Annotated in this window: 23 protein-coding genes; 7 read left to right on the top strand and 16 right to left on the bottom strand. The window is 67.6% G+C overall.

The window, feature by feature from the left end:
• Window positions 1-23: 23 nt before the first annotated feature.
• The 5 genes from pstS (C2U58_RS11010) to C2U58_RS10990 all read right to left on the bottom strand — a co-directional run bounded on the left by pstS (C2U58_RS11010) (window position 24) and on the right by C2U58_RS10990 (window position 5,146).
• Window positions 24-1,115: a phosphate ABC transporter substrate-binding protein PstS gene (gene pstS / locus C2U58_RS11010; RefSeq protein WP_102945874.1), complete on the bottom strand. Its 1,092-nt coding sequence runs from the start codon at window positions 1,113-1,115 to the stop codon at window positions 24-26.
• Between the two features lie 299 nt (window positions 1,116-1,414).
• Window positions 1,415-2,434 (bottom strand): phosphate ABC transporter substrate-binding protein PstS, encoded by a 1,020-nt coding sequence (gene pstS, locus C2U58_RS11005; RefSeq protein ID WP_102945873.1) that lies wholly within the window; start codon window positions 2,432-2,434, stop codon window positions 1,415-1,417.
• Window positions 2,435-2,719: 285 nt separating this feature from the next.
• Window positions 2,720-3,931, bottom strand: a complete 1,212-nt coding sequence (locus C2U58_RS11000; protein WP_172448123.1) for an OprO/OprP family phosphate-selective porin — start codon at window positions 3,929-3,931, stop codon at window positions 2,720-2,722.
• Window positions 3,932-4,112: 181 nt separating this feature from the next.
• A complete protein-coding gene (gene nth, locus C2U58_RS10995) occupies window positions 4,113-4,799 on the bottom strand; it encodes an endonuclease III (protein ID WP_102945872.1) in 687 nt (228 codons plus the stop codon).
• Complete coding sequence (locus tag C2U58_RS10990; protein ID WP_102945913.1) at window positions 4,799-5,146, bottom strand: hypothetical protein; 348 nt, start codon at window positions 5,144-5,146, stop codon at window positions 4,799-4,801. The genes nth and C2U58_RS10990 overlap by 1 nt, the downstream gene beginning before the upstream one ends.
• A 236-nt stretch (window positions 5,147-5,382) precedes the next feature.
• On the opposite strand from C2U58_RS10990, the gene C2U58_RS10985 reads away from it, so the two are divergent.
• From C2U58_RS10985 to C2U58_RS10975, 3 genes are all read left to right on the top strand, one after another.
• On the top strand, window positions 5,383-6,084 hold the full coding sequence (locus C2U58_RS10985; protein WP_070208063.1) for an FKBP-type peptidyl-prolyl cis-trans isomerase N-terminal domain-containing protein: 702 nt from the start codon (window positions 5,383-5,385) through the stop codon (window positions 6,082-6,084).
• A gap of 108 nt (window positions 6,085-6,192) precedes the next feature.
• Complete coding sequence (locus C2U58_RS10980) at window positions 6,193-6,975, top strand: CoA pyrophosphatase (protein WP_102945871.1); 783 nt, start codon at window positions 6,193-6,195, stop codon at window positions 6,973-6,975.
• Window positions 6,972-7,880 carry a sulfurtransferase gene (locus tag C2U58_RS10975; RefSeq protein WP_102945870.1) on the top strand — a complete coding sequence of 303 codons (909 nt, stop codon included), beginning with the start codon at window positions 6,972-6,974 and terminating at the stop codon, window positions 7,878-7,880. Before C2U58_RS10980 ends, C2U58_RS10975 begins: the two co-directional genes overlap by 4 nt.
• On the opposite strand, the gene C2U58_RS10970 is transcribed toward C2U58_RS10975, so the two are convergent.
• Window positions 7,881-8,450, bottom strand: coding sequence for an N-acetylmuramoyl-L-alanine amidase (locus C2U58_RS10970; RefSeq protein WP_102945869.1), 570 nt, complete (start codon window positions 8,448-8,450; stop codon window positions 7,881-7,883).
• 57 nt (window positions 8,451-8,507) lie between these two features.
• Here C2U58_RS10970 and C2U58_RS10965 point away from each other — a divergent pair, with 57 nt between their 5' ends.
• Together C2U58_RS10965 and rlmKL are read left to right on the top strand one after the other, a co-directional pair.
• Window positions 8,508-9,035, top strand: a complete 528-nt coding sequence (locus tag C2U58_RS10965) for a hypothetical protein (RefSeq protein ID WP_102945868.1) — start codon at window positions 8,508-8,510, stop codon at window positions 9,033-9,035.
• A gap of 74 nt (window positions 9,036-9,109) precedes the next feature.
• The gene (gene rlmKL, locus C2U58_RS10960) at window positions 9,110-11,254 is read left to right on the top strand and encodes a bifunctional 23S rRNA (guanine(2069)-N(7))-methyltransferase RlmK/23S rRNA (guanine(2445)-N(2))-methyltransferase RlmL (RefSeq protein WP_102945867.1); all 2,145 of its coding nucleotides are present in this window, start codon (window positions 9,110-9,112) and stop codon (window positions 11,252-11,254) included.
• Window positions 11,255-11,278: 24 nt separating this feature from the next.
• Here rlmKL and C2U58_RS10955 read toward each other — a convergent pair whose 3' ends face one another.
• The 3 genes from C2U58_RS10955 to C2U58_RS10945 are packed head-to-tail and all read right to left on the bottom strand — an operon-like array spanning window position 11,279 to window position 13,574.
• Entirely contained in the window at window positions 11,279-11,608 is a 330-nt protein-coding gene (locus C2U58_RS10955) for a DUF3325 domain-containing protein (protein WP_102945866.1), read from the bottom strand.
• The gene (locus C2U58_RS10950; RefSeq protein WP_102945865.1) at window positions 11,605-13,242 is read right to left on the bottom strand and encodes a PepSY-associated TM helix domain-containing protein; all 1,638 of its coding nucleotides are present in this window, start codon (window positions 13,240-13,242) and stop codon (window positions 11,605-11,607) included. Before C2U58_RS10950 ends, C2U58_RS10955 begins: the two co-directional genes overlap by 4 nt.
• Complete coding sequence (locus tag C2U58_RS10945) at window positions 13,239-13,574, bottom strand: DUF3649 domain-containing protein (protein WP_102945864.1); 336 nt, start codon at window positions 13,572-13,574, stop codon at window positions 13,239-13,241. The genes C2U58_RS10950 and C2U58_RS10945 overlap by 4 nt, the downstream gene beginning before the upstream one ends.
• Window positions 13,575-13,814: 240 nt before the next feature.
• Here C2U58_RS10945 and C2U58_RS10940 point away from each other — a divergent pair, with 240 nt between their 5' ends.
• Window positions 13,815-15,050 (top strand): aminotransferase class V-fold PLP-dependent enzyme, encoded by a 1,236-nt coding sequence (locus tag C2U58_RS10940; RefSeq protein WP_253256704.1) that lies wholly within the window; start codon window positions 13,815-13,817, stop codon window positions 15,048-15,050.
• Between the two features lie 20 nt (window positions 15,051-15,070).
• On the opposite strand, the gene C2U58_RS10935 is transcribed toward C2U58_RS10940, so the two are convergent.
• The 6 genes from C2U58_RS10935 to C2U58_RS10910 form a co-directional block, all read right to left on the bottom strand.
• Entirely contained in the window at window positions 15,071-15,358 is a 288-nt protein-coding gene (locus tag C2U58_RS10935) for an addiction module antidote protein (protein WP_102945862.1), read from the bottom strand.
• A 40-nt stretch (window positions 15,359-15,398) separates the two neighbouring features.
• Window positions 15,399-15,701 carry a type II toxin-antitoxin system RelE/ParE family toxin gene (locus C2U58_RS10930; protein ID WP_102945861.1) on the bottom strand — a complete coding sequence of 101 codons (303 nt, stop codon included), beginning with the start codon at window positions 15,699-15,701 and terminating at the stop codon, window positions 15,399-15,401.
• A 64-nt stretch (window positions 15,702-15,765) separates the two neighbouring features.
• Window positions 15,766-16,155 (bottom strand): DUF4124 domain-containing protein, encoded by a 390-nt coding sequence (locus C2U58_RS10925; protein ID WP_102945860.1) that lies wholly within the window; start codon window positions 16,153-16,155, stop codon window positions 15,766-15,768.
• 156 nt (window positions 16,156-16,311) lie between these two features.
• A complete protein-coding gene (locus tag C2U58_RS10920) occupies window positions 16,312-17,607 on the bottom strand; it encodes a DUF445 family protein (protein ID WP_102945859.1) in 1,296 nt (431 codons plus the stop codon).
• A gap of 154 nt (window positions 17,608-17,761) precedes the next feature.
• On the bottom strand, window positions 17,762-18,625 hold the full coding sequence (locus C2U58_RS10915; protein WP_102945858.1) for a plasmid replication/partition related protein: 864 nt from the start codon (window positions 18,623-18,625) through the stop codon (window positions 17,762-17,764).
• A gap of 36 nt (window positions 18,626-18,661) precedes the next feature.
• Window positions 18,662-20,002 carry an aspartate aminotransferase family protein gene (locus C2U58_RS10910; protein ID WP_102945857.1) on the bottom strand — a complete coding sequence of 447 codons (1,341 nt, stop codon included), beginning with the start codon at window positions 20,000-20,002 and terminating at the stop codon, window positions 18,662-18,664.
• A 134-nt stretch (window positions 20,003-20,136) separates the two neighbouring features.
• Here C2U58_RS10910 and C2U58_RS10905 point away from each other — a divergent pair, with 134 nt between their 5' ends.
• A complete protein-coding gene (locus C2U58_RS10905) occupies window positions 20,137-21,435 on the top strand; it encodes an MFS transporter (RefSeq protein ID WP_102945856.1) in 1,299 nt (432 codons plus the stop codon).
• On the opposite strand, the gene C2U58_RS10900 is transcribed toward C2U58_RS10905, so the two are convergent.
• Entirely contained in the window at window positions 21,416-21,877 is a 462-nt protein-coding gene (locus C2U58_RS10900; protein WP_102945855.1) for a bacteriohemerythrin, read from the bottom strand. The genes C2U58_RS10905 and C2U58_RS10900 overlap by 20 nt on opposite strands.
• Window positions 21,878-21,933: the final 56 nt, after the last annotated feature.

Genomic DNA, 21,933 nt, shown 5'->3' with positions numbered 1-21,933 from the left:
GCGTTGCGCAGGCCCCGGTTTTCTTATTTGAATTCAGCAGTCCAGTAGCCTTCGATCTGCTTGACCAGTTCCGCCGGCAGCGGCACGTAGTGCAGTTCGTTGGCCTGGGCCTGGCCGTTCTCGAAGGCCCACTTGAAGAACGCCAGGGTGTCCTTGCTGCGCTTGGCATCCTTGGGCTGCTTGTGCATCAGCATGAAGTTGGTGGCGGTGATCGGCCACGCCTGGTCGCCCGGGGCGTTGGTGATGACCAGGTTGAAGTCCTTGGCGCTGGCCCAGTCGGCGCTGGCAGCGGCGGCGGCGAAGGTTTCAGCGCTCGGCTGCACCCAGTTGCCGGCGGCGTTCTGCATCGAGGCGTACGGCATGCCGTTCTGCAGTGCATAGGCCAGTTCGACGTAGCCGATCGAGCCCTTGATCTGCTTCACGTACGAAGCGACGCCTTCATTGCCCTTGCCACCCACGCCGTCCGGCCACTGCACCGAGGTGCCTTCGCCGACCTTGCTCTTCCAGTCCGGGCTGACCTTTGACAGGTAGTTGGAGAAGTTGAAGGTGGTGCCCGAACCGTCCGAACGGTGGACCAGGGTGATCTTGCCGTCGGGCAGCTTCACGCCCGGGTTGGCGGCGACGATGGCCGGGTCGTTCCAGGTCTTGACCTTGCCCAGGAAGATGTCGGCCAGCAGGGCGCCGCTCAGGCGCAGCTTGCCGGCTTCCAGGCCCTCGATGTTCACCACCGGGACCACGCCGCCGATGGCGGACGGGAACTGGCCGAGCCCGGCCTGGGCCAGCTCTTCGCTGGACAGCGGCTTGTCGGATGAACCGAAGTCGACGGTGCCGGCCTTGATCTGGGCGATACCGCCGCCCGAGCCGATCGACTGGTAGTTGATCTTGGCGCCGGTGGCGGCGTTGTAGTCGGCCGACCACTTGGAGACCAGCGGGAAGATGAAGGAGGCGCCCGCGCCGGAGATCTCGGCGGTCACCTTGTCGCCAGCGGCCGGGGCGGCGGCGGGTGCGTCGGCGGCCGGTGCCGTGGCCTGGCCTTCAGCGGCCGGCTTGCAGGCGGACAGGCCCAGCGCGATGGCCAGGGAAAGGGCGGCAAAGCTGGCCGAATGCAGTTTCATGCGTCACTCCGTAGCGGGATGGGGTGCCGGGCTGGCCGGCTGACGCTGCTATGAAATGATGTTTTTGTTACAGCTTGATGACGTCGTGACAGAGGGCACGTTAAACCCCCGCAGGACAAGGCCTGGCGGGCCCCCAGGCGGGGCAGGGCGCCCAATAAAAAAGCGCGGATCAGCAGATCCGCGCCGGAGAGGTGCCGCCAGGGGGAGAGAGGACCTGGCGGCACCTTTGCCTGGGTGGTGTATCGACCAGCGGTCGATACCTACCGTGGTAGGTCACGACCGCTGGTCGTGACGGCCAATCAATATTTCAGGTTCTGCGACCAGTAGGTCTCGATCTGCTTGACCAGGCTGTCCGGCAGCGGCACGTAGTCCAGCTGCTTGGCCTGGGCGTCGCCGCTCTTGTAGATCCAGCGGAAGAACTCCTGGGTGGCCTTGGCGCTGTTCACGTTCTTCGGCTGCTTGCGGACCAGGATGAAGTTGGTGGCGGTGATCGGCCACGCTTCGGCGCCCGGGGCGTTGGTCATGACCAGGTAGAAGTCCTTGGCGTTGGCCCAGTCGGCGCTGGCGGCAGCGGCGGCGAACGACTCGTCGCTCGGCAGCACGACCTTGCCCGACGCGTTCTTCATCGCGGCGTAGGACATCTTGTTCTGCAGGGCGTAGGACAGTTCGACGTAGCCGATGCCACCCTTGATCTGCTTCACGTACGCGGCAACGCCTTCGTTGCCCTTGCCACCGATGCCGACCGGCCACTGCACCGAGGTGCCTTCGCCGACCTTGCTCTTCCACTCCGGGTTGACCTTGGAGAGGTAGTTGACGAAGTTGAAGGTGGTGCCCGAACCGTCCGAGCGGTGCACGACGGTGATCTTGCCGTCGGGCAGCTTGACGCCCGGGTTCAGGGCGGTGATGGCCGGGTCGTTCCAGGTCTTGATCTTGCCCAGGAAGATGTTGGCCAGGGTCGGACCGTCCAGCTTCAGCGCGCCCGGGGCGACGCCGGCCACGTTGATCACCGGCACCACGCCGCCGATCACCGACGGGAACTGGGCCAGGCCGGCCGAGGCCAGCTCTTCCGGCTTCAGCGGGGCATCGGACGAACCGAAGTCAACCGTCGCGGCCTTGATCTGGGCGATACCACCGCCGGAGCCGATCGACTGGTAGTTGACCTTCTTGCCGGTCGCGGTGCTGTAGTCGGACGACCACTTGGACATGACCGGGTAGATGAACGATGCGCCCGCGCCGGTCACATCGGCGGCATTGGCGGCGAACACGGACGACGCGGCGAGGACGGCAACAGCGGCGCGCGACTTGAAGGCGTGGATCACGGGGTGGCTCCTGGGATGGATGATGGTGCGGGGTTTCCCGCCCGGTGCCTATTCCATAACGGTTCCGTGACAGCGCGTGGTCTGTCATATGACGGGACGGTGACACGCGTCATCGGCGGCCCGGACACGCATGGCGTGTCCCTACGCACACGGAACCGGCACGGACGCATGGGGTGACCCCGGGCGCGATCGCGTAGCGACACGCCACGCGTGTCCCACGGAACCCCAAACGAAAAAGGGCGCAGCCCAAGCTGCGCCCTTTCCATTACACAGGTGACGTGCGACTTACCAGAAGAACTGCAGGCGCGCTTCCAGGATGTTCGGATCGTCATTGACGAAGGTACGGCTGGCCGAGCTGTACTTCTTGCTGTCCACCATCACGTAGTTCAGCGCGAACTTGGTGTTGGAGCGCCAGTAGTAGTTCACGCCCACGGTCCAGATATCCATCTTGCCGCCGAGCACGCCGTCCACGATCGGCGGACGACCGGCAACCGGATTGGCGTTCAGATGGCCGTCGTCCAGGTTCATCGAGTCGTAACGCGCGCCCAGCTGCCACATGCCACGGCCCGGCTCGTCCGGCAGGCCGGTGGTCGGGGTGCCGCCCTTGTAGCCCCAGCTTTCGCCGGTGATGTTCCACAGGCCGCTGACGTAGAAGCCGTCGCTGGTGTAGTTGTCGCGCGTCATGCGCTTGGCTTCGCTGGTGTAGTACTCGGCCTGGGCCTTGAACGGGCCGCCGATGTACATCGCTTCCGCGCCGATCGTCTTGACCCGGTCGGTGTCGGTCAGGTTGCCGCTGTCGACCAGGCGCGCGGTGGCCAGGTCGGCATTCGGACGGGCACGCACGCGCAGGGTGTCGGCGTCGGTGTCGTAGTCGACATAGCTCAGGCCGAAGTGCAGGACCTGGCCCTTCTCGTTGATCGGCGCCCAGGTACCACGCGCGCCGTAGCCGCTGCCGTGGGCCAGGTTGCGGGTCAGTTCGCGGCCGAAGGCGCTGGCGGTGACCGACCAGTTGGCGTCGCCGAAGCTGTACGCGCCACCGAGGCGACGGGCCACGGCGTAGGTGTTGGTGACCGCAGCCTTGGAGATGAAGTCGTTGTTCTTGGTGCTGGACAGTTCTTCCAGGCTGTTGGGCTGCTTGAACTGGCCCAGCTGCACGAAGTGGTTGGCGTTGCCCGCCAGCTTGTACTTCACGTTGGTGTCCAGGAACTTGTCGGCCTTGGCGTCATAACCGACCACCCATTCCACGTTGCCCGGGCCCTTGCCCTTGAGCACCAGCTCGGCACGGCGCAGCTCGAATTCGCTGTCCTTGCCGTTGGCGGCATCGCCACCGTTGAGGTCGGTCACATCGTTGTCGAACCAGTTGCCGTCGGCCTGGACCAGGCCTTCGAAGGTGATCTCCGAGCCGCCGATCACGTCGATGGCCACTTCAGCGTGGGCGGCCGGCACGAACAGCGCAGCAGCCACGGCCGCAGTGAGGAGTTGGCGATGCAGTTTCATGGAAAGGAGCCTTGCAGGCAGGTGGGAAGATGCTGCGCAGGCTAATAAGTGAAGATTGCGTAAATATGACAGTTTCAGACAAAGCGTCCCCAAGCCCGGGCCCGATGGCAGCTGGGGTTGCCCACGCTGCCTGAAACAGATGACTGCCCGGTTGCGTCCAGATGGCAGTCGGAATGCCGGCTCAGGCGGCGGTTTTCTGCTTGAACCGGCACAGGTCGCGGATCACGCACTGCGGGCAGTCCGGCTTGCGCGCCTTGCACACGTAACGGCCGTGCAGGATCAGCCAATGGTGGGCGTCGAGCAGGAACTCGGCCGGAATCGTCTTCACCAGGCCGTCCTCGACGGCGCGGACGTGCTTGCCCGGCGCCAGCCCGGTCCGGTTGGCCACCCGGAAGATGTGCGTGTCCACGGCCATCACCGGTTCGCCGAAGGCGGTGTTGAGCACCACGTTGGCGGTCTTGCGCCCGACCCCGGGCAGGGCCTCCAGCGCGGCGCGGTCGCGCGGCACCTCGCCGCCATGCTGTTCGATCAGCAGCCGGCAGGTGGCAATCACGTTCTTCGCCTTCGCATTGAACAGCCCGATGGTGGCGATGTATTTCTTCAGCCCGTCTTCGCCCAGCGCCAGGATCGCCTGCGGTGTGTTCGCCACCGGGAACAGTTTGCGCGTGGCCTTGTTGACGCCGACATCGGTGGCCTGCGCCGACAGCGCCACCGCCACCAGCAGTTCGAACGGCGTGCTGTATTCCAGTTCGGTCTTGGGATGCGGATTGAGTTCGCGCAGGCGGGTGAACATTTCCACCACGTCGGCCTTGGGCATGCGCGCGCTGCGCGGTGCGGCCCGGGGCGCGGCTTTTGCAACGGTTGGCATCAGGAAGGTTTTCCAGCGGCCTTGGCCTTGGCGCGCGCGAGGATCGCAGCAGCGGCTGGCGGCAGGGCCGGTTTCAGGTCGGGGGTGGGGGCGGGCGGGGCGCGGCGTGCCTCGCGTTCGGCCGCGCGTCGCGCCAGCCGTTGCGCGCGCGCCTGGTAGCGCTCACGCGCGGCCCAGGCGCGCTGCAACTGGCGCTGGGCCTGCAGCAGGCGGGCCGGCAGGTCGGGGTGGCCAGGCACCAGGGTGTCGTCGCCGGGCGCGGGCACGTAATCCATCAACCCCGCCGCGAGCGCCGCGTCCAGATCGTCGGCCAGCACGCAGCGCAGCACCTCACCTCCCTGAACCACGGAGCGGTTGACCGGGCGCGCAGGGGTGGCACCATCGTCGGCAACGGTCAGGGGCACGTCGGCCACGGCGGAAACTCCTGGTAAAACGTTAAAAAAAAGTGATTTTGAACTCTGGAAACGAAAGCAGGTCAAAGCCTCCGTCGTTAGTGGCGGTTCAACGTTGCGGCGGCTATCCTAACCCGTCGCCTCAGGGCGGCCCAATGCGTCCTGAGTTACCACCCCTGGAGAAACGTTTGATGAAGTTGCGTTCTATCGCGGTCGCCGTCGCGGCCCTGGCCCTGACGGGCAATGCCTTCGCCCAGGACACTTCGTCCGAAAAGGGCAAGCTGAGCTATTACTTCGGTTACGACTACGGCAACAACCTGGCCGAGCTCACCCAGCGTGGCGAGCAGCTGGACATCAACTCGGTGGTGAAGGGCCTGCAGGATGCCTACGCCAAGAAGCAGCCGGCGATCACCGCCGAGCAGCTCAAGCCGGCCGTTGAAGCGTTCCAGAAGCGTGAGCAGGGTCGTGCCCAGGCCGCCAAGGCCGAGTACGAGAAGGCTGCCGGCGAAAACAAGACCAAGAGCACCCAGTTCCTGGCCGCCAACAAGGCCAAGGCCGGCGTGCAGACCCTGCCGAGCGGCGTGCAGTACCGCGTCGTTGAAACCGGCTCGGGCGCCAAGCCGACCCAGGCCAGCACCGTGCAGCTGGAAGTGGCTGGTCCGTACCCGTTCGGCCAGCGCCCGGCCGAAGCGCGTCCCGCCCAGCAGATTCCGTCGATCAAGGTCAGCGAAGTCGAAATGAAGGCCATGCGCGAAGTGCTGCTGCAGATGCCGGCCGGTTCCAAGTGGGAAGTCACCCTGCCGCCGGAGCAGGCCTACGGTGCCGATCCGCGCACCCCGTTCCCGCCGAACGTGGCCGTGCAGTTTGAAATCAAGTTGGTCAGCGTCAAGTAACAACGGCTGAAAACAGAAAACGCGTCGATGGCAACATCGGCGCGTTTTTTGTTTCTGGATTCGCGTTACTGTTGCCCCGTGCATTATCCGGAACATTCCCCCCATGCCATGCCCAGCCCCTGCATCGGAATCTGCGCGCTCGACCGCGCGGGCCTGTGCGGTGGCTGCCTGCGCAACGTGGACGAAATCACCCGCTGGTCGACCATGACCCGACACGAACAGGAACACGTGATGCAGCAGGTTTTGCCGCTGCGTGAGCAGCTGCGACAGTCGCTGGGCAGCTCGCTGGCCGCGCACGAGCGCCTGCTGCGCGCGCTGCATCCGCTGGATGCGCCGCCCGGCGGCGATGGCTGGAACCGCAGCGAGCTGGCCGACCTGCTGCCCCCCGGGCCGCCGGTGGAAGCGGCGGTGCTGGCCGGCATCATTCCGCGTGCCAGCGGTGCGCAGGTGCTGCTGACCCGGCGCACCGACACCCTGCGCCAGCATGGCGGCCAGGTCGGCTTTCCCGGCGGACGCCAGGAGCCCGATGACCGCGACGCGGTGGCCGCGGCGATCCGCGAAAGCAACGAGGAGATCGCCCTGCAGCACGACCAGGTGCAGGTGCTGGGCTACCTCGATCCTTTCGTGACCATCACCGGCTACCGGGTGATGCCGGTGGTGGCGGTGATCGACCCGGGGTTCGTGGCGGTGCCACAGCCCGATGAAGTGGCCGAAGTCTTTGAAGTACCGTTCGATTACCTGATGGATCCGGCCAACCTGCACCAGGTCGAGATCGACCACCGCGGCCGGATCCGCCATGTACTGGAGTACGGCTGGCCCGGCCAGCGGATCTGGGGCGCGACCGCCGCCATCCTGTACAACCTGCGCCGCCGCCTGGAGCAAACCGAATGACTGCCCCGAATCCGGAAAGCTGGACCACCCTGGTCGACGTTGCGACCTTGTCGAACGTGCTGGGCCAGGCCGACACCCGCCTGCTCGACGCGCGCGCCACCGCCAGTGCCGCGCCGCGGCTGCTGGATGTGCGCTTTTCCCTGGCCGACCCGCAGTCCGGGGCGCAGGCCTACGCGCAGGGGCACCTGCCGGGTGCCGTGCAGGCCGATCTCAACCGCGACCTGGCCGACATGGACCGGGTCGGACACGGCCGACACCCGCTGCCGGACAGCGAGGCCTTCGCCGCCACGCTGGGGCGTTGGGGCATCGGTCCGGACACGCAGGTGGTGGTGTACGACGGCGGCGATGGCAGCATGGCCGCCGCGCGGGCATGGTGGCTGCTGCGGCTGATCGGGCATGCCCGGGTCGCGGTGCTCGATGGGGGCGTGGCTGCCTGGCAGGCGGCGGGCCTGCCGCTGGATACCGGGGTGCCGCAGGTGACCGCGCTGCCGCCCTATCCGGGCCAGTTCGACATGACCCAGGTCGCATCGGTGGAAGAGGTCGCCGCGCGGCTGAAGCATGCGCCAGGCTGGCTGCTGGACGCGCGCGCCGGCGAACGTTTCCGCGGTGAGGTGGAGCCGCTGGACCCAGTCGCCGGGCACGTGCCCGGTGCGGTCAACCGTCCGTTCGGGTTGAACGTGCACGCGGGCCGGCTGCGCCCCGCCGCCGAGCTGCAGGCCGAACTGCGGCCGTTGATCGGCCGCCATGACCCCAGCGAGGTGGTGGTCATGTGCGGCTCGGGCGTGACTGCATGCCACCTGCTGCTGGCGATGGAAGTGGCCGGGCTGCACGGCGCCCGCGTCTACGCGGACTCCTGGAGCGGGTGGGTAGGCGATTCCTCGCGGCCGGTGGCGACCGGCGGGTAATCAGGGGGCCAACGGCTCCAGCGCCACCGCCGCCAATACCCGTGGCCACGGAAACAGCGGGCCCGGGTCGCGTTTGCGCGCCACCTGGCGTTCGGGGTCGTCGCTGGCCGGTTCCAGGCGCGTGTCCAGGCTTTCGTGCCCTGCAATGTGGCGCAGGCCTGGCAGCGTCAGGCACAGGTGCTGCAGCAGGTCGATCAACGCGGCGATCTGCGCGTCCGGGTAGGCCTCGGCCATTTCCTGGTGGCGCGAGTCCAGCCAGTGCGGATAGCGCCCGCTGTTGACCAGCTCGATGCCGATCGAACGCGGGTTGTAGCCGCTCACATGATGGGCGACGCGCTCCACCGGCACGTACTGCACGATGCTGCCGTCGCGGTCGATGTAGTAATGCCCGCTGTTGCCGCTGCCACTGTCGTACAGCACCCGCTCGCCATAGCGGCGGGCCATCTCCAGGTCCGGCAGTTCGGTGCAGTGGATCACCACCAGGTCCACCTCTGCCGGCGCGCGCTCGCCCAGTTGCGCCACGTAGGGCAGCGGCTGCGGGTCGATCCGGGGCGGGGCGCGTTCGGGCATGCGCCGATGCTAGCATTCAGGGATGAGCGCTTACATCGATTTCCGCCCGGTGGCTGCATGAGCCGCGGCCACTGCATCCTGTCCCATGGCTTTGAAAGCGGCCCCGACGCCACCAAGGTCACCGCACTGGCCGACGTGGCCGAGCGCCTCGGCTGGACCCACGAACGCCCCGATTACACCGACCTGGACGCGATGCGCGAGGTCAGCAGCGTGGGCGACGTGCCGGCCCGCCTGCAGCGCCTGGTGGAACGCGCCCGCGCGGCCGCCGCGCAGGGGCCGGTGGTGCTGGCCGGTTCGTCGCTGGGGGCCTACATCTCGGCCATCGCCTCGTTGCAGGTACCCACCCGCGGCCTGTTCCTGATGGTGCCACCGACCCGGATGGGGCCAATGCCGAGGCTGGACGCGGCGCCGGTGCCGACCAGCGTGGTCCACGCCTGGCAGGACGAGCTGATCCCGGCCGCCGAGGTGATCGCCTGGGCCCAGGCGCGCTCGGCCCGGCTGCTGCTAGTCGAAGACGGGCACCGCCTCGAAAACCACGTCGAGGCCTCCGCGCGCGCGTTCGAAGAGCTGTTGAAAGGCGTGTAAATCGGGGGGTGTGACGGTCCCCCGGCAGCGGTCACGTACAATGCCCGGTCCGCTGACCTGCCGAACCTGATTCCGTGAAATTCTTTGTTTCCTGCGCCAAGGGCCTGGAATACCTGCTCGCCGACGAACTGCTGGCGCTGGGCCTGCCCCGTGCCACCGCCACCATTTCCGGCGTCAACGCCGAAGGCGACCTGCCGCAGGCGCTGAAGGTGGTGCTGTGGTCGCGCCTGGCCAGCCGGGTGCTGTGGCCGCTGGCCGAGTTCGACTGCCCGGACGAGGGTTCGCTGTACCAGGGCGTGTCGTCGATGCCGTGGGCCGACCACATCAGCCCGGAGCTGACCCTGTCCGTGGACGCGCATGTGTCCGGTACCGAGATCACCCACGCGCGCTTTGCCGCGCAGCGGGTCAAGGACGGCGTGGTCGACAGCCTGCGTGCGCAGGGCCTGGAACGGCCGTCGGTGAACACCGAGTTCCCCGACGTGCGCATCAACCTCTCGCTGCGCAAGGGCCGTGCCTCGATCTCGATCGACCTTGGCGGCGGCCCGATGCACCGGCGCGGCTGGCGCATGGCGCAGAACGAAGCGCCGCTGAAGGAAAACCTGGCGGCGGCGGTGCTGATGCGCGCCAACTGGCCGAAGATCCACGCCGAAGGCGGTGGCCTGCTCGACCCGATGTGCGGCAGCGGCACGCTGCTGATCGAAGGCGCGCTGATGGCCGCCGACGTCGCCCCGGGCCTGCAGCGCCACGGCAGCATTCCGCCGAGCCGCTGGCTGGGCTTCGACCGTGACGCCTGGAACAGCCTGATGGCCGACGCGCGCAGCCGCGAAACCGCAGGTCGGGCCGCGCTCAAGCAGGTCATCCATGGCAGCGACATCGACCCGCATGCGATCCGCGCGGCCAAGGAAAACGCGGAGACCGCCGGCGTTGCCGAGGCGATCTGGTTCGGTGTGCGCGACGTGGCCGACGTGCAGGTGCCGCCGCAGGAAACCGGCTGCGTGGTCTGCAACCCGCCGTACGACGAGCGCCTGGCCGCCGACGCGGTGCTGTACCGCCGCCTTGGCGACGCGCTCAAGCGCGCGGTGCCGCAGTGGCGGGCCAGCCTGCTGTGCGGCAGCGCCGAACTGGCGTTTGCCACCGGCCTGCGCGCCAACAAGAAGTACCAGCTGTTCAATGGCGCGATCGAATGCGCACTGATCGTGTGCGATCCCATCGCAGTGCCGCAGCGCGAGAACGCGGGCCAGCCGCGCGAGCTCAGCGAAGGCGCGCAGATGGTGGCCAACCGCCTGCGCAAGAACATCCGCAAGTTCAAGACCTGGAAGGCGCGCGAGCAGGTCACCTGCTACCGCGTCTACGACGCCGACCTGCCCGAGTATGCGGCTGCCATCGACGTGTACCAGGAAGATGGCGGCGCCGGCCGCACCTTCCTGCACGTGCAGGAATACGCGGCACCGGCCACCATTCCCGACGTCGACGTGCGTCGCCGCCGCAATGAACTGCTGTCGGCCGCGCGCGAGGTATTCCAGGTGCCGGCCGAGCAGGTCGCGCTGAAGTCGCGCGAACGCGGCAAGGGCGGCAGCAAGTACGGCCGCTTCGAACAGCGCGGCGAGTTCGTGCTGGTGCGCGAGAACGATGCGCTGCTGCGCGTGAACCTGTTCGACTACCTGGATACCGGCCTGTTCCTGGACCACCGTCCGCTGCGCTGGCACATGGCGCAGGAAGCGCAGGGCAAGCGGTTCCTCAATCTGTTCTGCTACACCGGCGTGGCCAGCGTGCAGGCGGCGGTGGCCGGCGCGGCCTCCACCACCAGCGTGGACCTGTCCGGGACCTACCTGCAGTGGTGTGCCGACAACCTGGCGCTGAACGGCAAGGGCGGCAGCCAGCACCAGCTGATCCAGGCCGACGCGCTGGCCTGGCTGGAGGCGGAGCGGCACCGCTTCGACGTGATCTTCTGCGACCCGCCGACCTTCTCCAACTCGGCCCGCGCCGAAGACTTCGACGTGCAGCGCGAACATGTGCGCCTGCTGCGTGCGGCCGTGGCGCGGTTGAGCCCGGAAGGCGTGCTGTACTTCTCGAACAACTTCCGCCGTTTCAAGCTGGACGAAGAAGCGATCAAGGAATTCGCCGAGTGCCGCGAGATTTCCGCCGACACCATCGGTGAGGATTTCGAGCGGAATCCGCGCATCCACCGCGCGTGGGAGCTCAGGCGCTACGGCGCCTGATGGATTGGCGGGGTTCGCGCGGTGTCACGCCACCGCGCTGATCACACCGACAACCGGCAACACCCACGCCAACGGCGCGATCCAGCGCGGTCGCCACGGGTACAGCCCAAAGGCGATCAGCACCCCGCTGATCGTCATCGCACCCAGCCACAGCACCGGCCCGGCGGCCCAGCCGTGGTCGGCGACACAGATGCCGAACGCCGTGGCCAGCAACGCCCAGCCCAGCCAGCGCCACAGCCGCATGCGCGCCGGTCCCGCATGCGCCTTGCCGTGCAGGTCCAGCTGGTGCTTCTCCATGGCGAGCGACAGCGCAGTGAACGCGGAGAAGCACACCGTGATCGCCAGCAACATCATGCGCTGGCCTCTGCCGTCTGCGCCGAAGCAGCGGCAGCCGCCGCCATCTGGCGCTTCTTTTTCTCCGACGCGCTCAGCGCCGGTTGCCAGCGCTGCATGCGCAGGCCGCAGTACGCCAGCATCGCGCCGAACGCCAGCATCACCAGGTCGAACCCGGCCAGCACCCAGTCGCCGTTGCGCAGGGTCACGCCAAGGTGCGCGTGGGTGGTGAAGGCATTGAGGAGCGGGATCAGCGCGAACAACGCGGCACCCAGGTACAGCTGCCAGGCCCACATCATGCGCTTGGGCCAGATGAAGGCGGCCAGCAGCGCCGCGCCCCACGCGTAGAAGAACACGCTGGCTTCGGCCTCGGCGCGTTCGGCCATCTGCACCGGCAACAGCCGGTTGCCCCAGAAGTAGGCGGCGAAGGCGATCGGCAGGCCGGCCACCGCGCCGATGTTGAGCGCATCCACCAGGCGCAGGCCGAAGCCGATGCGACCGCTCTTGGCATGCTTGGGACGTTCCTTGACCGCCCACAACACCACGCCGCTGGCCACCATCAGGCAGCCGACCAGGCCGGACAGGAAGAACAACGCGCGCAGGCCCCAGTCCGCGAAGCGGGCCAGGTGCAGGCCATACATCACTCCGCGCGTCTGGGTGGCGCCGCCTGGTACCGGGCTGTGTTCCACCAGTGCGCCGGTCACTGCGTTGTAGCGCAGCGATGGCGTGTCGATCGACAGGCGCTTGCCGTCGCGCTGGTAGATGTCGATCACCGCATTGGCCGCGCCCGGATGGAACACGGTGAAGCCACTCACCTGCGCGCCCTTCCACTCGGCCCGCGCGCTGTCCAGCAACTGCTGGATCGGCAGCGAGGGGGCGCTGCCCGCGGCGGGCTCGGCCGGGTCGGCCAGGCGTGCGAACGCTTCGCTGAAGAAGGCGTCCTCGTCCTTCGGATAGGCCACGCTCACGCCCTGCGGCAGGTACATGAACATCAGCGTGACGATGCCGGTGTAGGTGATCATCGCGTGGTAGGGCAGGGCCATCACCGCGCTGACGTTGTGGAAGTCCAGCCACGAACGAAGGCCTTTTTCAGGCCGGAAAGTGAAGAAGTCCTTGAAGATCTTCTTGTGGGTGATCACCCCGGTGATGATCGCCACCAGCATGAACATCGCGCAGAAGCCCACCAGGTAGCGCGCCCACAGCACCGGGATGTAGTGCAGGTCGAAATGCAGCCGATAGAAGAAGTCGCCGCCTCGCGTTTCGCGCGCCGCCACCTCCTCGCCACTGGCCGGGTCCACGGTTGCATCGCCGAAGCGGCCGCCGCCGCGCCGGCGCTTTTCACCTTCCACCGGCGGCTTCACCATCGACTCGGGATTGCGCCAGAACATGCGCATGGCCGGGTTGCGCGGGTCGGGCAGGGTCACGTTCCAGCTCTCGGCCTGCGGCGCCTTGTGCTGCAGGAAGCTGATCGCGCGCTCGGCGGCGACCTCGCTGCTGACGCTGCTGCGCGGCAGCTCCGGGCGCATCCAGCGGCTGATTTCCTCGCGGTAGTAACTCGCGGTGCCGGCCATGAAGATCAGCAGCAGCAGCCAGCCGACCAGCAGCCCGGTCCAGGTATGCAGCCAGGCCATGGACTGGCGGAATCCGTTTTTCATGCGCGCGCCCCCAGTGCGAGCGTGCCCAGCCAGAACAGCACGGCGGGCGCGGCGATCCCGATCCACGCGCGCAGTGCGGTGCGGGTGGCGAAGGCCCACAGTGCGGCGCAGGCGCACAGCACGATGGCCACCAACATGCCGGTCAGGACCGCCTGGGCGCGTGCGATCGGCAGGGCCACGGCAAAGAACATCGCGCAGGTCGCAGCCAGGGCGTAGCCACCGACAATGGCGGCGAGCGAGCGGGAAAGCACGCCCAGCCAGGGGCGGGCGAAGAATCCACCGAAGCGGTTGAACCCGCTGGCAACTGGCGTGCTGTCCACGAACACCTGCATTGTCGAATCGAACAACGGACGTCACCGGCCGGGGCCGGTGACAGGAGAGGGTGGCCATCCGTGGCCAAGCCGCCGCACGGGGCGGGGGTATCCCTGGAGATCGTCTTTTCCCGAAGCGTTCAAGACGACATTCGGGCAAGCATTCAGCTCGTGAATGATAGTCATTATCATTCGCTTCGGCAAGGTCGATGGATGTCGTGCGTGATCCAACCCAGCTACTGCACCTGCGATACTCGGAACATGAACAAAGCACACGCACGCACTCTCGCGCTGGAAGCCCTGCCCGATCCAGTCGGCCGCAATCCGGCGGAAGTTGCCGTCGATGACAACTGGTGGGCGAAGGTCAGGGACCTGTACGACCTCACCGACGACGTGGTCATGCTCGACAACGGCTACTGGGGCTCCATGGCACGGCCAGTGCAGGAGGCGTTCCAGCACGGCACGGCGCTGGTGAACCGGGACAATGCCTGGTTCGGCCGGCGTACCTTCCCGGCGCTGTTCGAACAGGCGCGCGTGCAGTTGGCGCAGACACTGGGCGTGGACAGCGACGAGATCGCGCTGACCCGCGGCGCGACCGAAGCGATGCAGATCCTGATCAGCGGCTACCGCAATCTGCAGCCCGGCGACATGGTGCTGTACGCCGATACCGACTACCCCAGCATGATCACGGCGATGGAATGGCTGCAGGCGCGGCGTGGCGTGGCCGTGCAGCGCATTGAACTCCCCGAGCCGTTCGACCACGACAGCATCATGGAGACGTACCGAAGCGCGCTGGAGCAGCACCCGCGCACGCGGCTGGTGCTGCTGACCCAGGTCAGCCACCGCCACGGCCTGCTGCTGCCCGTCGCCGAGATCAGCGCGCTTGCACGCGCCGCCGGTGCAGGCGTGGTGCTGGATGCCGCGCACGGCATCGGCCAGGTCGACACGCCCTTGCGCGATCTCGATGTCGATTTCATCGGCATCAACCTGCACAAATGGATCGGTGCGCCGGTCGGAGCGGGAGCGGTCTACATCCGGCGCGGTCGCCTGGACGACATCGACCCGTACATGGGCGAGGCGGAGACCGGCCATATCGACTCTCGCGTGCACACCGGCACGGTCAATTTCGCGACCTTCCTGGCGCTGCCGGTCGCGCTGGCGCTGCACGAGCGGATTGGCGTGGCGAACAAACGCGCGCGTCTACTGCGCCTGCGCAATCAGTGGCTCGACGCGCTGCGCGACGACCCGCGCATCCAGCTGCTGGCCTCCGCAGACCCACGCCTTTCCAGCGCCATTGCCGCGTTCCGGCTGCGCGGGCGTTACGACATGGACGCGAACATGGCCACTGCCGAGCGCATGCTGCAGCAATCCGGCGTGTTCGTCGTAGCCCGCGAAGGCCTGGCCTCCGGTGCCTGCATCCGCGTCACCCCCGGCATTTTCAGCACGCCTGCACAGATGCAGGCGCTGGTGGAGGCCATCAAGGGGGTGGCGGGGTAGGGTAGTTCAGCTCCGGGGTGTTAAACCGGGGCAATGATCATGCGAACCCCAAGCGCGGCGAGCACCCGTTGCACGGTGTCAAAACGAGGGTGCGCACCGGGCTTCAACGCCTTGTAAAGACTTTCCCGACCGAGCCCCGACGCTTCGGCCACCTGGGTCATTCCCCGGGCGCGAGCCACTGCCTGCAATGCGTCCTGGAAGTGAACGGCATCGTCCGCTGCCAAGGCTTCGGTGAGATAGGTCGCTATCGCGGCATCGTCGACAAGATGATCGGCGGGGTCGAAAGCGGCGAGGGCTGGCTTGCTCATGTTCGGGTCCTGGAGTGGCAGGAATGCAGTGCGGGCGGCATCAGGAATCATGCAGATGGAGAGAGGCAAGCCTATGTGCGTGCTGGATGTCCGACGCCTGGCTGTCCTTGTCGCCCGCGCATAACAGGATGATGATCTCCCTGCCGCGCCGCGTGAAATACACGCGGTAGCCGGGGCCATGATGGATCCGCAGTTCGCTGAGACCGCAACCCAGCGATTTGACGTCGCCGGGCAGCCCATTGGCCATACGCTGGATGCGTTCGGCGATGAGTGCCCGGGCTCGCGTGTCGCGCAACCGGCGCATCCATTTGCCGAACTCTTCCGTTGCCTGCACCGATATCATGCCGCAACTGTATCCAAATAGATACAGTGCGCAAGTCTAGTTGTCGGATTTGCCTTGTCGCCGATCAGCGCGACGCGCAGGCCTTGGCGATCTCGCCGTTCATGCTTTCAGGAATGGGGCGGCCGAAGGCTTCGCCGAACTCGCGGCGGGACCGCAGTTCCTGACACTGCTCCGGATTGGCAGCGCCATCGATGACGGTGCCGCGTACCGGCGGTTGGTTGCGGCCGGCCTCGGCCTGCATGCGGCGGCGTGCGTCGTAGAGCTCGCGCTGGGCGCGATTGCGCTCTTCCCAGCTCAGATTGGGATCCCGGGTGATCGGCCGGGTCACGCCGGTGTCGTGCTCGGGGGCGCAGGGCACGGTCTGGTACACGGTCTGGCCGCCGACCGCGCACTTGTACACCCGCCCGGCGTGGGCATTGCAGGCCAGCGCACACAGCGCCAGCGTCACGATCATCCTTCGCATCATTCCCCCCGGACGGGCCACTCCAGCCCTGAATGCGCGGCAGAATACGCGAACCACGTCGCAAAAACACCCGGTCAAACTGTCAACCGACTCGCATCGACCCCACCACGGTAGAGCCACGCCCTGCGTGGCTGCCCCGTCAGGCGCCTACCACCGCATCCACACCGTCAACGCATGCAGCAACAGTCCGATCAACCCACCCACCAGGGTGCCGTTGAAGCGGATGAACTGCAGGTCCCGCCCCACGCTCAGCTCCAGCTGTTCCACCAGGTGCCGCTCGTCCCAGCCCTTCACGGTCTGCGCGATATGCGTGGTCACCCCTTCGCGCAGGCGGCTGGTCAGGCGCTCGGCACCGTCCATCAGGTGCTGGTTCAAGGCCTCGCGCAGCGACGGGTCGTCCTGCAGCGCCTGCCCGACCTTGGCCAGGCTGCGCCGCAGATGCCCGGCCAGCGCCGAGTCCTCGCTGGACAGGTCCGCCCGCAGGCTGGCGTGGATGCGCGCCCACAGGCCCTGCACGTAGTCCTGCACGGCCGGGTGGTCGATTACCTGTTGTTTCAGCTGCTCGACCTTGTCGGCCAGCGCAGGGTCGTGGCGCAGGCGCTGGATGTAGTCGCCCAGCCAGGCCTCATAGTCCTTGCGCAGCGGATGTTCCGGCTCGGCCAGGATCTGCTGCAGTTCGGCCAGCACCGCGTGCGCCATGCGCTCGGCCAGGCTGTCGCCGATCTCGTCGATCGGCTTGACCCAGTTCACCGTGCTGGCCAGCTTCGGCCACTCGCGCTGGATGTAACGCACGATCAGCTCGGAGGCGCGCTGCTTTACGGCCTCGTTGTCCATCCACCGGCTGATCCGGTTCAGGCCTTCGTCCAGCACCCGCTGGTGGCGGTTGTCGGCGGTGAGCAGGCCCAGCAGTTCGCCGGCGGTGGCGGCGGCGTTCCACTGCCGCAGTTGCTCAACCACGAAACCCTGGATGCTGCGCCGAACCGCCGCTTCATCGAGGAAGTCCAACGCCTGCAATGCCCAGCCACGCGCCATGTCGGCCAGCAACCGCGAACGCGCCGGATCGGCCAGCCAGCTGCCGAGCCGGCTGGCCGGGTCGAACACCTGCAGGCGGGCCAGCAGTGCCTGCGGCTCCAGGAACTGGTCGCGCACGAACACCGCCAGGCTGTCGGCGATGCGCGCCTTGCTGCGCGGAATGATCGCCGTATGCGGAATCGGCAGGCCCAGCGGGCGGCGGAACAGCGCCACCACCGCGAACCAGTCGGCCAGCGCGCCCACCGCCGCCGCCTCGCAGAACGCCGACACCCAGGCCCAGATCCCGCGCTCACCGTTGAGGTGGCTGATGATGAAGCCGGCCAGCATGGCGGCCAGCATCAGCAGGGCGATGGTCTTCAGGCGACGCAGCTGGGCGCGGCGGGGATCGACGGGAGTGGCGGACGAGTTCATGCGCCCAGTCTATCCACAGCCAGATGATCAACGCTTGACGCGTAGTGCCGGCCGTTGGCCGGCTCCGCACGTTGCCGGATCTGCGTGGAGCCGGCCAGCGGCCGGCACTACGCGCGCCGTGTTGGGTTTACGCGTCGGCGGCCAGCGGCCGGCATCACCCCGCGCGCAGCGCGGCCAGCTGGCGCTTCAGCGCGTCGTTTTCGAGCGTCAGCGCGATGATCCGCTGGCGCAGCTCAGCGGGGCCTTCGCCCAGCGATGCCAGTGCGTCGGCGATCTCCGCTTCCCGACTGGCGTCGACCTCCAGCTCGCCATCGGCACTGTGCAATACCTCCTGCACCGGCTTGCGCGGCTTGCGCTTGGCTTCGCGTACGCGCTTGGCGGCCTGCTTCAACTCGTCCTTGCCGGCGACCGCTGCCGCGCGCTGTTCTTCTTCCGGCAGGTCGGACACCGCTGCCGCCGCGCTGATCGAGATGACGCCGCTCTTGACCGCCTCCACCAGTTCCGGCGCCGCCTGCTTGTGGATGCGTTCGATCATCGTGACCTGGCTGCTGCTCAGCCGCGCTTCGCGCGCCATGTCGGCACGGCTGACCTTCGGCGCCGGCGCCCACGGCGGGCTGTCTTCATCGCCTTCCGGGGTGGCGTCGGCGATCTCGCCGTCGCTTTCGCGCTGCAGCTGGGCCTGGTCAGCGCGGTGGCGCTCGGCCAGGATGTCGCGCTTGCGCAGCGCCAGCACCCCACGCTGGAAGTCGGAGGCGCTGCGCCGGCCCAGGTGCTGCTCGATCATCCACAGGTGCACATCGTCCATCGACTGGAAGCGGGTGTTCTGCACCGTCTGGAACGGCAGGCCGTGCTTCTGGCAGATGCCGAAGCGGTTGTGCCCGTCCACCAGCACGTCGTTCCACAGCACCAGCGCGTCGCGGCAGCCCTCGGCCAGGATGCTCCGCTCCAGGGCCTCGTGCTCGTCGGCGGTGAGCGGATCGATATAGGCCTTGAGTTCTTCTTTGACGACGATGTCCATGCAATCCGGGGCGACGGGTAATGACCCGCCATTCTATCAACCGGTGGCGCGGATCATCTCGCCAAGCACGTCCACGATCCGGTCGATCTGCTCGCGCTCGATGATCAACGGCGGCGACAGGGCGATCACGTCACCGGTGCAGCGCACCAGCAGTTGGCCGTCGCGGAAGCAGCGCTCGAACACCTCGTAGCCGCGGCTGCCCGGCGCACCCTTGCGCGGCGCCAGTTCAACCGCGCCGATCAGCCCGAAGTTGCGGATGTCCACCACGTTCGGCAGCCCGCGCAGGCTGTGCAGCCGGGTCTGCCAGTACTCGCCCAGCTCGATGGCGCGGTCGAACAACCCTTCCGCCGCATAGGTGTCCAGGGCGGCCAGCGCCGCCGCACAGGCCAGCGGGTGACCGGAATACGTATAGCCATGGAACAGCTCGATCGCGCCCGGCGGGCCCTGCATGTACGCATCGTGGATGGCGTCGGAGACCAGCACCGCGCCCATCGGCACCGCGCCGTTGGTCAGTCCCTTGGCCATCGTCAGCAGGTCCGGGGTGACCCCGAAACGCTGGGCGGCGAAGGCGTTGCCGACCCGGCCGAAGCCGGTGATGACCTCGTCGAACACCAGCAGGATGCCGTGCTGGTCGCAGATTTCGCGCAGGCGCTGCAGGTAGCCCGGCGCCGGCAGGATCACCCCGGCCGACCCCGCAATCGGTTCGACGAACACGGCGGCAATGGTCGAGGCGTCGTGCAGCGCTATCAGGCGTTCCAGGTCCTCGGCCAGCTCGGCGCCATGGCGCGGCAGGCCCGGGCTGAACGCGTTGCGCGACAGATCCAGGGTGTGGCGCAGGAAATCGCTGCCGGCCAGCAGCGGGCCGAAGCCCTTGCGGTTGTTCGGCAGGCCGCCAATCGACAGGCCGCCGAAACCGACCCCGTGGTACGCCTTCTCGCGGCCGATGAAACGGGTGCGCTGGCCTTCCCCGCGCAGGCGGTGGTAGCCGAGCACGATCTTCATCGCCGTATCCACGGCTTCGGAGCCGGAGTTGGTGAAGAACGCGTGGTTGAGCGGCCCCGGCGCCAGCGTGGCCAGGCGTTCGGCCAGCACGAACGGCAGCGGCGAGCCCATCTGGAACGGCGGGGCGAAATCCAGCGTGGCGGCCTGCTGCTGGATCGCCTGCACGATGCGCGGCCGCGCATGCCCGGCGTTGCAGCACCACAGCCCGGCGGCACCGTCCAGGATCGGCCGGTCGTCCGCGTCGTGGTAGTACATGCCCTCGGCGCGCACCAGCAGGCGCGGTGCGGCCTTGAACTGGCGATTGGCGGTGAACGGCATCCACCAGGCGTCCAGTGAGTGCGGCCGCCCGTTGTGTGGCATGTCGGTGCGTGGCATGAGGCGACCCCCGGTTCCGGATGACCGCACTGTAGCGCAGCGCGGGGCAGGCAACTGTCACGGTTGCAACCATGCCGCCGGTGCGTGGCATCCGCGTGGCAGAATCGGGCAGCTGATCCTTTCGCCCGTGAACGATGTCCACTTCCGCTGCCGCCACACCTGCCGTCAACTCGCCCCGTCGTGTGCTGCTGGCCAGCCTGATCGGCACCACCATCGAATTCTTCGATTTCTACATCTACGCCACGGCGGCCGTGCTGGTGTTCCCGCACCTGTTCTTCCCCGACAGCAGCGAAGGTGCGGCGCTGCTGCAGTCGCTGGCGACCTTCGCGGTGGCGTTCATCGCCCGGCCGGTGGGTTCTGCGGTGTTCGGCCACTACGGCGACCGGATCGGCCGCAAGGCCACGCTGGTCGCGGCGCTGCTGACCATGGGTGTGTCCACCGTGGCGATCGGCCTGCTGCCCACCCATGCCAGCATCGGGCTGGTGGCGCCGGCGCTGTTGGCGCTGTGCCGGTTCGGCCAAGGCCTGGGGCTGGGCGGCGAGTGGGGCGGGGCGGTGCTGCTGGCCACCGAGAACGCGCCGCCGGGCAAACGCGCCTGGTACGGCATGTTCCCGCAGCTGGGCGCGCCGCTGGGCTTCCTGCTGTCGGCCGGCATCTTCCTGCTGCTCGGCCGCGCCATGAGCGATGCCGACTTCCTGCAGTGGGGCTGGCGCGTGCCGTTCCTGGCCAGCTCGCTGCTGGTCGCGGTGGGCCTGTGGGTGCGCCTCAACATCCATGAGACCCCGCAGTTCCAGGCCGCGCTGGACCGCAACGAACGCGTGCGCCTGCCGATGTGGACCGTGCTGCGCCACCACCCGCGCACGCTGCTGCTGGGCACGCTCGGTGCGTTCGCCACCTTCGTGCTGTTCTACCTGATGACGGTGTTCACCCTGGGCTACGGCACCACCGTGCTCGGTTACAGCCGCGAGCAGTTCCTGCTGCTGCAGATGGTCGGCATCCTGTTCTTCGCCGCCGGCATTCCGATCTCGGCCAAGTATGGCGACCGCTGGGGCACGCGCCGCACCATGATCGTGGCCAGCGGGCTGATCCTCGCCTTCGGTGTGCTGTTCGCCCCGCTGTTCCAGGCCGGCCATCCGTGGATGGTGGTCGCGTTCCTGTCGCTGGGCCTGTTCCTGATGGGCCTGACCTACGGCCCCTGCGGCACTTTCTTGGCCGAGATCTACCCGGTACAGGTGCGCTATACCGGCGCCTCGCTGTCGTTCAACCTGGCCGGCATTCTCGGCGCGGCGCCGGCGCCGTATGTGGCCACCTGGCTGGCCGGGCGCTTCGGCCTGGTAGCAGTGGGCTATTACCTGTGCCTGACGGCGGTGGTGACCATCGTGGCGCTGCTGGCCATGGGCCGGCCGACGCGGCTCAGCGGAAAATCCGCTTGAGCGTGCGGCCCAGCCAGGTGCCCTGCTGGTGGTCGCGGGCGAACTGGTTGAGGTGCTGCTTGACCGTTTCCGCGTAGGCCTTGTCGTCGCCGCGGATGTGGTTGAACAGCCAGCGCGACAGCATGGTGCGCAGTTCGTCGGTGATGTCTTCGCCGGCCTGGAAGCGCAGCCGGTATTCGACCACGCGCTTGCCGAAGATCTCATGCACGCGCTTGTGCGCAGCGCAGAACGGATAGCCGGCCTCCTCCATCAGCTCTTCCTCGAAGGCGAAGTGCGACATGGTGTAGTCCACCAGTTCGTCGATCACCTCGGCCACGGCCAGCGTGTGCAGGCTGGTCTGCGCCACATGCAGGTGGTTGAGCATCTCCACGATCCGCATGTGCTGGTGATCGATCACGTCGATGCCGATGTTGAGGTCGTCCTGCCAGACCAGAAGTGCCATGCTGCGTTCCCATGCGGTGTGCCGGGAACGACTCTAGGCAGGGCAGCGCTACCGTG

Origin of the sequence: Stenotrophomonas sp. VV52, from assembly GCF_002893095.1 — a bacterium.
GTDB classification, from domain to species: domain Bacteria; phylum Pseudomonadota; class Gammaproteobacteria; order Xanthomonadales; family Xanthomonadaceae; genus Stenotrophomonas; species Stenotrophomonas aracearum.
The sequence above is the reverse complement of the archived record's forward strand: the minus strand, read 5'-3'. Positions and strand labels throughout refer to the sequence as shown.

Excerpts from the sequence above, each read along its gene's own strand:
- C2U58_RS10905 (WP_102945856.1), top strand. The coding sequence starts at position 20,137 with ATGTCCACTTCCGCTGCCGCCACACCTGCCGTCAACTCGCCCCGTCGT.
- C2U58_RS10935 (WP_102945862.1), bottom strand. The coding sequence starts at position 15,358 with ATGAGCAAGCCAGCCCTCGCCGCTTTCGACCCCGCCGATCATCTTGTC.
- pstS (WP_102945874.1), bottom strand. The coding sequence starts at position 1,115 with ATGAAACTGCATTCGGCCAGCTTTGCCGCCCTTTCCCTGGCCATCGCG.
- nth (WP_102945872.1), bottom strand. The coding sequence starts at position 4,799 with ATGCCAACCGTTGCAAAAGCCGCGCCCCGGGCCGCACCGCGCAGCGCG.
- C2U58_RS10915 (WP_102945858.1), bottom strand. The coding sequence starts at position 18,625 with ATGGACATCGTCGTCAAAGAAGAACTCAAGGCCTATATCGATCCGCTC.
- C2U58_RS10910 (WP_102945857.1), bottom strand. The coding sequence starts at position 20,002 with ATGCCACGCACCGACATGCCACACAACGGGCGGCCGCACTCACTGGAC.
- C2U58_RS10900 (WP_102945855.1), bottom strand. The coding sequence starts at position 21,877 with ATGGCACTTCTGGTCTGGCAGGACGACCTCAACATCGGCATCGACGTG.
- C2U58_RS10985 (WP_070208063.1), top strand. The coding sequence starts at position 5,383 with ATGAAGTTGCGTTCTATCGCGGTCGCCGTCGCGGCCCTGGCCCTGACG.
- C2U58_RS10940 (WP_253256704.1), top strand. The coding sequence starts at position 13,815 with ATGAACAAAGCACACGCACGCACTCTCGCGCTGGAAGCCCTGCCCGAT.
- C2U58_RS10930 (WP_102945861.1), bottom strand. The coding sequence starts at position 15,701 with ATGATATCGGTGCAGGCAACGGAAGAGTTCGGCAAATGGATGCGCCGG.
- C2U58_RS11000 (WP_172448123.1), bottom strand. The coding sequence starts at position 3,931 with ATGAAACTGCATCGCCAACTCCTCACTGCGGCCGTGGCTGCTGCGCTG.
- C2U58_RS10920 (WP_102945859.1), bottom strand. The coding sequence starts at position 17,607 with ATGAACTCGTCCGCCACTCCCGTCGATCCCCGCCGCGCCCAGCTGCGT.
- C2U58_RS10980 (WP_102945871.1), top strand. The coding sequence starts at position 6,193 with ATGCCCAGCCCCTGCATCGGAATCTGCGCGCTCGACCGCGCGGGCCTG.
- C2U58_RS10950 (WP_102945865.1), bottom strand. The coding sequence starts at position 13,242 with ATGAAAAACGGATTCCGCCAGTCCATGGCCTGGCTGCATACCTGGACC.
- C2U58_RS10925 (WP_102945860.1), bottom strand. The coding sequence starts at position 16,155 with ATGATCGTGACGCTGGCGCTGTGTGCGCTGGCCTGCAATGCCCACGCC.
- C2U58_RS10955 (WP_102945866.1), bottom strand. The coding sequence starts at position 11,608 with ATGATGTTGCTGGCGATCACGGTGTGCTTCTCCGCGTTCACTGCGCTG.
- C2U58_RS10945 (WP_102945864.1), bottom strand. The coding sequence starts at position 13,574 with ATGCAGGTGTTCGTGGACAGCACGCCAGTTGCCAGCGGGTTCAACCGC.
- C2U58_RS10975 (WP_102945870.1), top strand. The coding sequence starts at position 6,972 with ATGACTGCCCCGAATCCGGAAAGCTGGACCACCCTGGTCGACGTTGCG.
- C2U58_RS10965 (WP_102945868.1), top strand. The coding sequence starts at position 8,508 with ATGAGCCGCGGCCACTGCATCCTGTCCCATGGCTTTGAAAGCGGCCCC.
- C2U58_RS10970 (WP_102945869.1), bottom strand. The coding sequence starts at position 8,450 with ATGCCCGAACGCGCCCCGCCCCGGATCGACCCGCAGCCGCTGCCCTAC.